This window comes from Parajatrophihabitans canadensis, assembly GCF_053764775.1.
The window spans coordinates 2,555,256-2,567,910 of the sequence record NZ_CM132445.1 but is presented as its reverse complement, the minus strand read 5'-3'; the positions used below and the strand labels follow the sequence as shown (position 1 = coordinate 2,567,910).

The following is a 12,655-nucleotide window of genomic DNA, read 5'->3' as shown; positions in this document are numbered from 1 at the left end:
TCACTAGATGACCGCTGTCTCGGGTCGACTACACGTAACCTGGAAGTCATGACGGTCACGAGGGTGATGGGCACCGAAGTCGAGTACGGCGTAAGCGTGCCCGGAAATCCGACGGCTAATGCGATGCTGCTCTCCGCCCAGGTAGTCAATGGATACGCCTCGCTGCTCCCGGGCGGTCGGCGCCGGCGGCCAGGTTGGGACTTCGAGGAGGAATCGCCGCTGCGCGATGCACGCGGCTTCGATCTGTCCGGTCCGAACCACGTCGCCGAGCAGTTCCTCGAAGACGAGGAGGATGCGGGCCTGGCTAATGTCGTCCTACCGAACGGTGCGCGACTGTATGTCGACCACGCTCATCCGGAATACTCGACGCCTGAGGTGACCACGCCGCTGGACATCGTCCGTTTCGACCGTGCCGGCGAACTCGTGATGGCCGCCGCGGCCCAGCAGGTCGCCCGACTCAGCGGCGCCACGATCACGTTGTACAAGAACAACACTGACAACAAGGGCGTTTCGTATGGCGCTCACGAGAACTATCTGATGAGCCGGCAGACGCCATTCGCCTCGATAGTCAGCCAATTGACGCCCTTCTTCGTAACCCGCCAGGTATTTTGCGGTGCCGGGCGCGTCGGCATCGGGCAAGACGGCCACCAGCACGGATTTCAGATCAGCCAGCGCGCCGATTTCTTTGAGGTCGAGGTCGGCCTGGAAACCACGCTGAAGCGACCCATCATCAATACTCGCGACGAACCGCACGCGGACCCGGAGAAGTATCGGCGTCTGCATGTCATCCTCGGCGATGCGAATCTGGCCGAACTGTCGACCTTCCTGAAAGTCGGTACTACATCACTCGTCCTGGCCATGATCGAAGGAGGATGGCTCGGCGATGATCTACGTATTGCCGAGCCGGTTCGAGAGCTCAGAGCGATCAGCCACGATCCCGGTCTGAAGCACCAGGTTCGCCTTGCTGACGGGCGAAGCATGACTGCAGTGCAGATCCAGTTGGAGTATCTCGATCGGGCCCGCAAGTTCGTCGACGATCGCCAAGGCGCCGACGCCGATGCCCAGACCATCCAGGTGCTGCAGGAATGGGAATCGGTACTCGAGCGACTGGCTCAAGACCCGATGCAACTTGCGGGGGAGTTGGACTGGGTGGCCAAACTGCGCCTGCTAGAGGGTTTCCGTGAGCGGGACAACCTCGAGTGGTCTGCGGCTCGGCTGCATGCCGTCGACCTGCAGTACGCGGACATCCGACCGGACAAAGGCCTGTATCACCGCCTCGTTCAGCGAGGATCGATGCGCACTCTCATCGATCCGCAGGTCGCGGTGACCGCGATGTCTACGCCCCCCGAAGACACTCGCGCCTACTTCCGCGGCGAGTGTCTACGCCGCTATCCGGAGTCGGTGGCGGCGGCGTCATGGGACTCGGTGATCTTCGATGTCGGACAACAGTCCCTCGTCCGCGTGCCGACGCTGGAACCCCTTCGTGGCTCAAAGATCCACGTTGAGGAACTGTTGAATCGGTGTCAAACCGCTGGGGCCCTTGTCACCGAACTTCTCGGCCGCTGAACATATCCGGTTGAGCTGAAGATCACCTCGCCGCGCCAACCGCCGCAGGAATCGCCCAGTCTGATCGTCCCGTCAAGTCGGATCGAATGCCGTTGTGCTGCGGGTATGGCGAGCGATCGCGAAGCGCGCCTACTAGTGTCGAGGGATACTCACCGAACGGTGTGCAAACGGAGGTGAACATGGCCAGTCACGAAGGCGGTCAGACCAGGCCGTCCAAGCAGCGCGAAGACGAGGCTGAAGAGGCGCCGGAACAGTCGTCCGACGTTGCCGAGCGACACGAAAAACTGACTGACGACGTCGATGCGCTGTTGGATGACATTGACGAGGTGCTCGAGACCAACCCCGAAGACTTCGTCCGAAGTTTCGTTCAGAAGGGTGGCCAGTGAGCCGGCACGATGACTCTCGGGGGCTGCTTCGCTACGCGACCGATCCGGGCTCGTCGTCGTTCGTGGAGTTTCTTTCCGCAGCGGCATCCGATCTGCTGCCCTCAAAGCGGATGAATGCATTCGGAGCCGACGCCGAATACCCGGCAGCCCCGCACGGTACGACCATCGTGGCCGCCATCTTCGACGGCGGTGTCATCATGGCAGGCGACCGTCGAGCGACGATGGGGAACTTGATCGCCCAGCGCGACATCGAGAAGGTGTTTGCGTCTGACGACTTTTCCCTCGTCGGAATTGCTGGCACGGCTGGTATGGCAATCGAGATCGTCCGTCTCTTTCAGGTCGAACTTGAGCACTACGAAAAGATCGAAGGCACGTCGCTCACGCTGGACGGCAAGGCAAATCGGCTCGCCGCAATGATTCGAAACAACCTGGGCGCGGCGATGCAGGGCTTGGCCGTGGTTCCGCTGTTTGCCGGCTTCGATGGGGATCTGAACAGCGACGGATCGGCCTCGGCCGTTGGCAAGATCTACAGCTACGACGTCACCGGCGGTCGCTACCCCGAGCAGTACTACCACTCGGTCGGATCTGGGTCCGTGTTCGCCAAGAGCGCGCTGAAGAAACTGTGGCGGCCTGGTCTCGACGAAGATGAGACGGTTGCGATCGTGGTCGAGGCTCTCTATGACGCCGCCGACGACGATTCGGCAACCGGCGGACCGGATCTGACCCGCCGTATCTACCCGGTGGTGTATTCGGCCACGGCGGACGGCGCACGTCGAATCGCCGATCCTGCCTTGGATACGGTCGTACGCGCACTGATCGACCGTCGTTCGGTCGAGACTGGCTCCTAGCCCGTCGACGAAACCCGCCGCCCCAGATTGCCCGCCCACCCAAACACCCACGACGACTATCGGAGACCACGATGTCGATGCCGTTCTATGCCTCGGCCGAGCAAATCATGCGCGACCGTTCCGAGTTCGCGCGCAAGGGCATTGCCCGCGGCCGCAGCGTGGTCGTGCTCACCTATGCAGACGGCGTGCTCTTTGTTGCCGAGAACCCGAGCTCAGCTCTGCACAAGGTCTCGGAGATCTATGACCGTATCGGGTTTGCGGCGGTCGGAAAGTACAACGAGTTCGAAAACCTCAGGGTTGCCGGTATCCGTCTGGCCGATCTGCGTGGCTACTCCTACGACCGGCGCGATGTGACGGCTCGTGCTTTGGCCAACGCATATGCCCAGACGCTCGGCTCGATCTTCACCGAGCAGCAGAAGCCTTACGAGGTCGAACTGTGCGTCGCCGAGGTCGGCCCCACTGCCGCTGAGGATCAGCTCTACCGGCTCTCTTACGACGGCACGATCGTTGACGAGCCGCAATTTCTCGTGATGGGCGGCCAGGCGGATGCTGTCACGGCTGCAGTCAAGGATTCGTTCCGTCCGGGCCTGCCGCTAGCGGAGGCCATCCCACTGGCAGTAACGGCGCTGGGCTCCGTGGGCGCGGACAATGGCACGCCCCGCGTCATTCCCGCCGATGGCTTAGAGGTCGCAGTTCTCGACCGGACCCGCGCCAAGCGCAAGTTCCGGCGAATCGCCGCGAGTGCGTTGGCGAGCCTGCTTCCCGCAGCCGACCCGGTACCGGCGGCGGGCGCCCATGAGCAAGCTGAACCGGTCAGCGGCGCCGTCCCAGAAGACACTGAGAACCCTGCATCAGATGATCAGGCTCCGCCCTCCGGGCAGGAGTGAGAGCAGCGCCTGCGGCTACCCCGCGACGATGTCGGGGCCGGAGACTGAAACCGAGACAGGCGACAACCCGGTCGGTGCTGGCCCACCTAGCCGAGCGCCCGTTTTCGGATCGAATGTCGAGCCGTGGCAGGGGCACGCGAAGCTCGGCGGCACGGTACAGCCCATATGCGGACAGATCGCGCTAAAGGCCACCACCTCAGTCGCTGCAGTCCGGGTGATGAGGATGTCCTGGCTACTGGCGCCCTTCGCTGCAACCGCGGATCCGATTGGAATATCGGCCAGTTTTGCCAGAGCTTTCTTGCCCGTACCCGCCGGTGCACTGGCGCTCGCGGGTGGTGAAGGCCTGCTACCCGCCGATGAGGACGGGTCAGTAGGTGACGACGTTGGGTTCGAGCCACTCGAGCCGGCCGTCGCGTCGCCAGAGCTCACGGCGACGACCGTCGGCGGCGGGGCCTGGGTACAGGCAGCCATAGTAAGCACCGTTGCGCCAGCGACCCCCACCCCCAGAACGGTCCGGCGGGTGACGGCGCCCGAGCGGTCATGGCGTTTGTCGTCGTAGTCGGTCACGGTGCTGCTCCGATCGTGGGGTCGGGGTTATCTTGACAACGGCGGTGGGCGCCATTGGGTTCATCGACGCCCTTCGCAGTTGACCGGCGACACACTCCCAGTCGCCCGGTTGAACCTTCCCGCTGCGGCGCCCGTAGGGATATTTGACTGGGAAGGATCAGATGTATCGGCAATCCACGCCAACGAGCGAACGCGACCTCATGCAAGCGCTGCACGACGAGCACGCTGCTGCCCTGTGGGCCTTCGCCGTCCGACTAACGGGCGGGGACCGTGCGGCTGCAGAGGACGTCGTGCAGGAGACCCTTTTCCGGGCTTGGAAACAGCCCGACAATCCGGTCTTCGCAGAGGAACAGTCCCGGGCTGCGCGCAGCTGGCTCTATACCGTTGCTCGACGGATCGTGATCGATGAATGGCGTGCCAGAAACGTGCGTCCGGAGAGACTTGTCGCCGACGTGCCAGAGCTGAGTACGGCAGATCACGCCGAGCAGTTGGTCGAGTCGCAGTTGATCGGCGACGCGTTGGGCCGGCTGACACCTGAGCACCGCGCGGTTCTGGTGGAAATGTTTTATCGGAGATCGACTGTCCGCGAGGCTGCCTCGACCCTACGCATTGCCGAAGGAACCGTGAAGTCGCGTACCCACTATGCCCTCCGTGCGTTCAAGCTGGCGCTTGCCGAAATCGGAGTGGAGTCATGACCGGACCAGAAATCGACGGCACCCCGGCTGGGCCCGACCACGACAGGTTCCAGTTCGACGACGCGCTCTATGTCCTCGGCAGCCTCGACACCGACGACCGCATCGTCTATGAAACGCACCTCGCTGATTGCCCGCGCTGTCAAGCGCAGGTCGCAGAACTGTCCAGTGTGCCGCAGATGCTGCGTAAGGCCGACGTGACGGCTTGGCGCCCTGAGCCGCTGCCGGACACCCTGCTGCCGCGTCTCATGCGACAGGTGCGTGAACAGCGGCGTGGGCGGCGCTGGCGGACAGCAGCAATTGCGGCCGTGGCCGCCTGCGTGATCACCCTGCTTTCTGTGGTCGCCGTTACGGCGATCAGACACTCGAGCGAGCCCACGCCGTACACCTTCGCGGCGCTTTCCACCGAAGGGGCACAGGTACAGGCAACGGTGAAGGTGACGAAGGCGGACCACGGCACGAACCTGCTTGTTAGATGCTGGGACTACCTCGGCTCCAATCCCTACCCGACGTCATCGCCAGGCTCAGCACCCGGAATGCAGTCAGAGGGCTATCGACTCATCGTGATCAACAAAGCGGGTGTGCAGCAGGATCGAGGCGGCTGGATGCCGGGTGGGGATATCGAGCTCTCGACCTCCACCAGCTGGCCCGAAGAGGCAATCAGCGCGATTCAAATTGTCGATGCGCAAGGCACTCCGCTGCTACAGGTGGCACCCTAGAGGCCCGGCATCTCGCAGGATGAAGTGCCGCGCATTCGTTAGACCAGATGCGCGGAGACGACAAGGTTGTCGAGATAGCTCCGAGCCCGGTAGTCGAAGTCTCCAGTACAAGTAATGAGGCGAAGCTCTGGCAGCGGTGTCGGCCCGTACACCTCGGCCGCGGGAAAGCTCGCCTTCGGATAGGTACGCACTGAGTCGACAACGAACGTGAGCCGTTGCCCGTCCTGGGTTGTCACGACCACCTCGGCGCCCAGCTTTAGCTCGCGCAGGCGGAAGAACACTGCCGGCCCGCTGACCGAGTCGACGTGTCCGGCGATCACCGCCGGCCCGGTTGCTCCCGGGATGACCCCGCCCGCATACCAACCAGCCACCGCAAAATCGGTCGGCGGTTGCAGCGTGCCATCAGGCAACAGGCCCAATCGCTGCAGGCGGGTGTCGACGCCGATGGATGAAACCGTCAGTCGCGATGGCGGACTCGAACGGATCGGAGCCACGGGCAGAACACCCAGCGGTGCAGCAGAGTGGACGTCGCCAGTCTTCCCGCTCGCAGCTTCGGGCCGCGTACCGGTGCTCTGCGAACCAGCCGAACTCAGCAGGGATGAAGTTCGCCCGGGCGAGGTGGTAGCCGCGTGACTCCAGGACCCGTGGTTGAACCATACGATCGTCGCTACCAGGCTGATGGCGCACAGAGCCGCGATCACGGCCGAGGCCGGCCATCCTGCCCGGCGGTGGATGTGCTGATGGAAGGCGTCGCTGCGATGAGCCACGGTTACCGGGTGCCCGCCGAATACTGCCGATGACGGCCGGCCCGGTTGTGAAGCGCAGGTGCCCGCCCGTCGAGTAATTGCCGTTTTCTATCGCGCCGTGCAACGACGAGCAACGACACGCAAGCTCCGGCCAAGGCGAACAAACCCGCGGCAAGGCTCGGTGAGCCGACCGAACTGCCGGATCCTTCGGAGAGCATCGATGACCAGAGGGCGGTTCCGCCTGCGCCAGCCGGTACCGACCCTGCGGGAGTCGTTGCTGCTCCTACTGCATCGACAACCGTACGTAACGTGATGCCTCCTCCTGGGGCGTCCAGCAGGAGCAGCGAAGTCACTGTTCCTGAAGCGACATCCAGCGATGCTGACGTCGCGGGCCCTCCCGCTGCTGAGGATTGGGCGCGCACCGACCATGACCCGGCTGGGACTGTGGCGTATGCCGTTGTCGTAGCGAAGGCCGCATTGTCTGCGACGACCGGTCCGCCAACGGCAACGACGCTGGCCCTGGGCGCTCTGCTCGCGCCTTGCACTAGACGAACCCGTCCCATCCCGGCCGGCGGGGTCGACAGGTCATCGCGCAGCACGAGAGTTTTCAACGAAGCATTCGCACCGATGGCGGCCGCCGTATAGGCCTGTCCTGCTTGAGCATTCAGGTTCCAGGACACGACCGGTGGGCTCGATACAGGAGCTCCGTGCGCCCGCATTGAAACCACATACAGCCCTGGGTTGATCCGCTCATAGGTGCTGACCGCGCCGTAGGTCGCGTTGGGTACCCACAGGGTCGTCTTGCCGCCGGCGAAAGCGGTTAGATAAATGTCCACGCCGGGCGTATCCGGGGAGAAGTGGGCGGCGCGAACGATGGCAGACGAGGTCGGTTCAGCGAGTGCCGTGGGCGCGCTGAACCAGGTGCCGACAGCAGTAAGCCCGATGGCGGCAACAATGACGCCGAAGCCGCGCAGCGCGAGTCTGGTCACGAGAATCTCCTTTGCAGGGTTGCTAAAAGGCGTCAACTAGCTATCCGGTCGGCAGGGTTGGTACGAGCATCGGGGCCCAGGTCAAGGTCGTTGAGCCATCTGAGAAGGAGACTGCCTTCGCGGGGCGATAGGACGCGGGCAACGTCTTGATCGTCGTCGCGATCAAGGTGGGCACACGAACTCGGATGGTCAAAACACGGATGGGTGCGCCCGCAGCCTTTTCGCCTGCGTCATAGGTCAGACCAAGCACGGCAACATGCGTCGAACCGGCAATGACGGCCAACGCAGTGGCCGCGCGCAGATCGAGGGCGCCTGCTCGGATTGCCTTCCGGGTGGCCGTGCTGAAGGTGAGGTTCGCATTCTCGACAAGCCCCCTACCGGCCATTTCCTGTGCTTGTTGCCGCCGAGCAACGAGTGTCGCGCGTTCGCTGGGATCGGCACCCATCACCTGCTGTACCGACACCGCGTCGTCGCCGCCGCCAAAGGTGACTACTGCGGTTGAATGCTCGAGACAGTCACGGGCGGCGCTGTCCGATCCCGCCCTGGCACGCAACGCAGGTGTAGAGACGACGTACTGGAACTTCGCCGAGCAGCCTTGCGGCGGCGTTGCAAATTGAGCGTTTATGTTGTTGGCGACCAGACTGAGGCTGACGTCCATGTCGGCCAGGACTGGCACGTTCGTTGGCACATTCGTCACCACCCAGTTCTCGGCCTGCAGGTTCAGCCGAGTCAGTGTCCGCGTACCACTGGCCTGGGAGTGCGGTGACCGATGGGGGTTATGTACCAGCCAAATACCCGCAACCACGAGTCCGGCCACCACGAGCGTTGCGGTAACGCCGACGAGCAGTCGCGACAAGACTGGCGGGTCGTCGAACTCGCTGTCGTCTGCCTCCTGAGTCGCCGCAGTTTCCCTCACCGACGTTGTGGGCGAACGCGCGATACCAATCGCGTCGGGCTCGGCGTCCTCCTTCTCATCGGCGACGTCAGTTCGGTTCTCATCGGTGAATCCGACATCGTAGGGGGCCGACGGATCATTGGACAGCTCGTCCTCTGAGGCGTCGCCGACCTCGGCAGCGTCCCCATCTTCGGCTGCTGCACTAGCTGCGACAGTCTCGCGACCCTCGGCAGGGGCTTCCCCGTGGATCGGCCCGGTGAGAGCGGCAAGCAGATCGAGCGCTTCGAGAAGATCGGCGATATCCGCGGGATCAGTCGGTAGCTTGCCCGCTCGATCCTCAGCAGGCAAGCCACCGTCGCCGTTTCCTGGCGTCGACGAAGCGTGCACAGTTACAGAAGGCGCAGCCCTATCGGGCGAGACTTCCTGAGGTGGACCGGATTGGAGGTTCGGCTGGGTTCGCCGCCGAGCTTGCCCCGGGGTCATCGAAGCCTTCGGACAGACGAACTTGTGCGGCTACCCACGACGACGTGTGACGTGTCGCTTTCGGTGCGGCTCGTGTCCATGATGAGAGCCCCCCATGACGCTCATCGGCGTGGCCGGTATGGAAACCATCCGGTAGAGCTTTACCGTCGGATCCCGCACCGGGCTGCGCCGGCTTCACTGTGAGCCGCGCTCAGCCGACTGCGCAACCGATCTGATCGATTTGTCGAGGAATTGGCCCGATCGCTAACACCGACTGAATGTCGTGTCACCGGCCGTAGTCCATCGAGCGCGGAGTGTTGTAAACCACGCCCGGGGTCGCCCGTTCAAAACGAGCGACCATTTGCCCGGTTCACTGACTAGGCTGGGGATGTGCAGCGACGTATTTTCGGTATCGAGAACGAGTACGGCGTGACCTGCACGTTTGAGGGTCAGCGCCGGCTCAGCCCTGATGAGGTTGCGCGCTATCTCTTTCGGCGGGTGGTGAGCTGGGGTCGGTCCTCGAATGTTTTCTTGCGCAATGGTGCCCGGCTCTATCTCGACGTCGGCAGCCACCCTGAGTACGCGACGCCAGAATGTGACTCGCTGACATCGTTGGTTACCCACGACAAGGCCGGGGAGCGAATTCTCGAAGGTCTACTCATCGATGCAGAGAAGCGGCTCAACGACGAGGGAATAGCCGGCGATATCTACCTCTTCAAGAACAACACCGATTCAGCGGGCAACTCATACGGTTGCCATGAGAATTTCCTTGTCGCCAGACATGGCGAGTTCAGCCGGATGGCCGATGTTCTGATCCCGTTTCTGGTGACGCGGCAACTGATCTGCGGCGCCGGCAAGGTTCTGCAGACGCCACGCGGGGCGGTGTACTGCTTGTCGCAACGTGCCGAACACATCTGGGAGGGCGTCTCCTCGGCCACGACGAGATCGCGTCCCATAATCAATACTCGCGACGAGCCACATGCAGACGCCGAACGGTACCGGCGACTCCATGTCATCGTCGGCGATTCGAACATGAACGAGTCGACCACGTTGCTCAAGGTCGGTAGCGCAGACTTGGTCCTTCGTATGATGGAACAAGGGATCTCGTTCAAGGACCTCACCTTGGAGAATCCCATCCGCGCCATCCGCGAGATCAGTCACGATCTCACAGGCACGCGCCAGATCAAACTCGCAAACGGCCGGATGTCGAGCGCTGGCGAAATCCAACGCGAGTATTTCGAAAAGGCCCGGGCCTTCGTGGACAACGCAGGTACCGACCCGGTCACCGAGCAGGTTCTCGATCTCTGGGGGCGCACGCTCAAGGCCGTCGAATCGGGCGATCTGTCGCTGATCGATCGCGAGATCGACTGGGCAACGAAATATCAGCTGATCGAGAGATATCGCAACAGGTATGACCTGCCGTTGTCCTCACCTAGGATTGCTCAGCTCGACCTCACGTATCACGACATCAGGCGCGATCGTGGTCTCTTTTACCTGTTGCAGGGCAGGGGAGCCGTCACCCGCGTGAGCACCGACTTGGCGGTGTTCGAAGCCAAGAACATCCCACCGCAGACCACCCGCGCCAAACTTCGCGGAGAATTCATCAAGCGTGCCCAAGAGACCCGGCGGGATTTCACCGTCGATTGGGTTCACTTGAAGCTAAATGACCAGGCCCAGCGAACGGTGTTGTGCAAGGATCCGTTTCGCTCGGTTGACGACCGTGTCGACAAGCTGATCGCGTCGATGTAATCGCGCTCGCGCCGAGCTACGCAATGTCAGACCAGTTAGTGACCAACCAGCTTCAGAACCAGCGACGAGCAATCGGTGAGCCGATCATGAACACGAAGCCTGATCACGTACGCCGCCCCGGACGGGGTGGTGCACGAGTCTCGAGCAATCGTCGCCTACCGTTCCCTGACATGGCAGCGCGTCGGCAACAGCGATTGGTCAATCTCGTCCTTTGCCTTCTTTCCACACGGCAGTTCATCACCGCGGAACGCATTCGCGACACCGTGGAGGGTTATGCGGTTGCTGAGGATGCCAGCAATCCTGACGAAGCCTTCAAGCGCAGCTTCGAGCGTGACAAGGCCGAACTACGCGACCTGGGTATACCGCTCGAGACCGGCCGCAACTCAGCCTTCGACAATGAAGACGGTTATCGAATTGCCCGAAAGGATTTCGAGCTGCCGCCCATCACCTTCGCCGCCGACGAGGCGGCGGCCGTCGGGCTGGCGGCGCGTCTGTGGAGCACCGCATCGCTGGCGAGCGAGGCGCGGACCGCCCTGATCAAGCTCCGAGCAGCCGGGGTCGAGATCGACGAGCCATCCGGGCTGGACGCACTCCCGAGCGTTCCTGCCAATGAACCCGCGCTGCCGGACCTGGTCGCGGCCGTCTCAGGCCGACGCGTCGTGCAGTTCTCGCATCGCAAGCCCTTTGCCGAGAAGCCAGAAAAGCGAATCGTCGAACCTTGGGGCGTGCTCTCCTGGCGTGGGCGCTGGTACGTAGTCGGACATGACCGCAAGCGCGCCGAGGTGCGCAGCTTCCGGCTGGACCGCATTGTGGGTGCCGTCTCGACCGTCGCCGGCGACCCGGAGACCACCAGGCCCGACGGGTTGAACATGCTTGATCTCGTCCGCGGCGCCAACCACCAGCCGGGCGAGGTCGCCCGAATCAAAGTCAAGGCCAATCGCGCGGGCCAACTACGCAGGCTGGCCCGGGGTGCCCATACGGATGAGGACGGCTGGCAAGCACCTGAGCGCCCGAGTGCTGCGTCGATGCCCGACGAGCCAGCCTTGGCCGAGGAGATCCTGGTCATTGAGTATCGGGATACGGATTGGTTGTCCGCGCTGGTCGCCGCTGCTGGTAGCGACGCCCTCGTACTCGAACCACCGGCGTTGATCAAGGCCGTCATAGCCCTGCTCGAATCTGCCTCCGGAGCAAAGCCGTGAGCACTGACACCCAAGACAAACTGACTCGGCTACTTGCTCTGGTCCCATACGTTCTCTCGCGTGGAGTGGCCTCGATCAGTGAGACCGCCGCGACCTTTGGCATCAGTGAGGACCAACTCCGCAAGGAGCTGGAAATGCTTTGGCTATGTGGACGTAGTTCGGGTCCGGAAGATCTCATCGACCTGATGTTCGAGGAAGATACCGTTTCAGTGACCTATGACGGTGGCCTGAGTAGGCCGCTCAAACTGACCTCCACCGAAGCCATGACGCTCGCCGTCGCCCTTCGGACTCTCACCGATGTCGCCGGAGCTACCCAGGGGGGCGCGGCCGAGCGGGCACTTGCCAAGATCGAAACCGCTGCAGGCCAGCACTTGGACACGACCGCCGTAGACATCCGTCTCGCCGCGCAAGACCGCTGGGTAAATTTGGCTCACCGGGCAGTGTCGGAAAAGCGGGCAGTCGAGCTGCGCTACTACACGGCTGCTCGGGATGAGTCAAGCCACCGGATCATCGATCCGGTCCAGGTTTTTGTCACCGACGGAATCACCTACCTCGAGGCGTGGTGCCGCAGGGCCGAAGGAATGCGGATCTTTCGGTTGGATCGCTTCGAGGCCGCTGAACTTCTTGACGAGCCAGCCGTGATTCCGCCGGATGTGTCCCCGAAGGATGTGACCGGCGGTGTCTACCGTCCGGCCCCTGAGCACCTGCTGGTGGAACTGAGTCTCCGGCCAGGTTGGGAGTGGGTCAGCGACTACTACCCGTGCGAATCGGTTGTAGTGAGCGACGAGGCGTTACGTGCCTCGCTAAGGGTGGCCGACCCCGCTTGGGTGTCGGCACTGGTCCGCCGTTCAGGGGGCGGAGTTCAGGTGCTCGCTCCGGACTGGCTCGCTCACGACGTGCGCCGTAGCGCGAGGGCCGCCATCGCTGCTTACGACGAACAGTAGGCTCGA

The 12,655-nt window shown here is 63.0% G+C and carries 13 protein-coding genes; 9 read left to right on the top strand and 4 right to left on the bottom strand.

What is annotated here, in order from left to right; translation table 11 throughout:
* Positions 1-48 precede the first annotated feature (48 nt).
* The 4 genes from dop to prcA all read left to right on the top strand — a co-directional run bounded on the left by dop (position 49) and on the right by prcA (position 3,687).
* A complete protein-coding gene (gene dop, locus ACSMXN_RS12480; protein WP_022911781.1) occupies positions 49-1,566 on the top strand; it encodes a depupylase/deamidase Dop in 1,518 nt (505 codons plus the stop codon).
* Positions 1,567-1,745: 179 nt separating this feature from the next.
* Positions 1,746-1,952, top strand: a complete 207-nt coding sequence (locus tag ACSMXN_RS12475; protein ID WP_022911780.1) for a ubiquitin-like protein Pup — start codon at positions 1,746-1,748, stop codon at positions 1,950-1,952.
* Entirely contained in the window at positions 1,949-2,800 is an 852-nt protein-coding gene (gene prcB, locus ACSMXN_RS12470) for a proteasome subunit beta (RefSeq protein WP_022911779.1), read from the top strand. Before ACSMXN_RS12475 ends, prcB begins: the two co-directional genes overlap by 4 nt.
* A gap of 71 nt (positions 2,801-2,871) precedes the next feature.
* On the top strand, positions 2,872-3,687 hold the full coding sequence (gene prcA / locus ACSMXN_RS12465) for a proteasome subunit alpha (RefSeq protein ID WP_022911778.1): 816 nt from the start codon (positions 2,872-2,874) through the stop codon (positions 3,685-3,687).
* A 15-nt stretch (positions 3,688-3,702) separates the two neighbouring features.
* On the opposite strand, the gene ACSMXN_RS12460 is transcribed toward prcA, so the two are convergent.
* Positions 3,703-4,254, bottom strand: a complete 552-nt coding sequence (locus tag ACSMXN_RS12460; RefSeq protein WP_196811135.1) for a Rieske (2Fe-2S) protein — start codon at positions 4,252-4,254, stop codon at positions 3,703-3,705.
* A gap of 161 nt (positions 4,255-4,415) precedes the next feature.
* Here ACSMXN_RS12460 and ACSMXN_RS12455 point away from each other — a divergent pair, with 161 nt between their 5' ends.
* The gene (locus ACSMXN_RS12455) at positions 4,416-4,949 is read left to right on the top strand and encodes a sigma-70 family RNA polymerase sigma factor (RefSeq protein ID WP_022911776.1); all 534 of its coding nucleotides are present in this window, start codon (positions 4,416-4,418) and stop codon (positions 4,947-4,949) included.
* Positions 4,946-5,665 (top strand): zf-HC2 domain-containing protein, encoded by a 720-nt coding sequence (locus ACSMXN_RS12450; RefSeq protein WP_022911775.1) that lies wholly within the window; start codon positions 4,946-4,948, stop codon positions 5,663-5,665. Before ACSMXN_RS12455 ends, ACSMXN_RS12450 begins: the two co-directional genes overlap by 4 nt.
* 38 nt (positions 5,666-5,703) lie before the next feature.
* On the opposite strand, the gene ACSMXN_RS12445 is transcribed toward ACSMXN_RS12450, so the two are convergent.
* The 3 genes from ACSMXN_RS12445 to ACSMXN_RS12435 form a co-directional block, all read right to left on the bottom strand.
* On the bottom strand, positions 5,704-6,159 hold the full coding sequence (locus ACSMXN_RS12445) for a class F sortase (protein WP_196811134.1): 456 nt from the start codon (positions 6,157-6,159) through the stop codon (positions 5,704-5,706).
* Positions 6,160-6,434: 275 nt separating this feature from the next.
* Complete coding sequence (locus tag ACSMXN_RS12440) at positions 6,435-7,400, bottom strand: DUF4397 domain-containing protein (protein WP_022911773.1); 966 nt, start codon at positions 7,398-7,400, stop codon at positions 6,435-6,437.
* A 40-nt stretch (positions 7,401-7,440) separates the two neighbouring features.
* Positions 7,441-8,682: a hypothetical protein gene (locus ACSMXN_RS12435; RefSeq protein ID WP_022911772.1), complete on the bottom strand. Its 1,242-nt coding sequence runs from the start codon at positions 8,680-8,682 to the stop codon at positions 7,441-7,443.
* A 465-nt stretch (positions 8,683-9,147) separates the two neighbouring features.
* Here ACSMXN_RS12435 and pafA point away from each other — a divergent pair, with 465 nt between their 5' ends.
* From pafA to ACSMXN_RS12420, 3 genes are all read left to right on the top strand, one after another.
* Positions 9,148-10,506, top strand: a complete 1,359-nt coding sequence (gene pafA, locus ACSMXN_RS12430; RefSeq protein ID WP_022911771.1) for a Pup--protein ligase — start codon at positions 9,148-9,150, stop codon at positions 10,504-10,506.
* A 170-nt stretch (positions 10,507-10,676) separates the two neighbouring features.
* Positions 10,677-11,705: a helix-turn-helix transcriptional regulator gene (locus ACSMXN_RS12425; protein ID WP_027139043.1), complete on the top strand. Its 1,029-nt coding sequence runs from the start codon at positions 10,677-10,679 to the stop codon at positions 11,703-11,705.
* A complete protein-coding gene (locus ACSMXN_RS12420) occupies positions 11,702-12,649 on the top strand; it encodes a WYL domain-containing protein (protein ID WP_022911769.1) in 948 nt (315 codons plus the stop codon). Before ACSMXN_RS12425 ends, ACSMXN_RS12420 begins: the two co-directional genes overlap by 4 nt.
* The last annotated feature ends 6 nt before the right edge of the window (positions 12,650-12,655 follow it).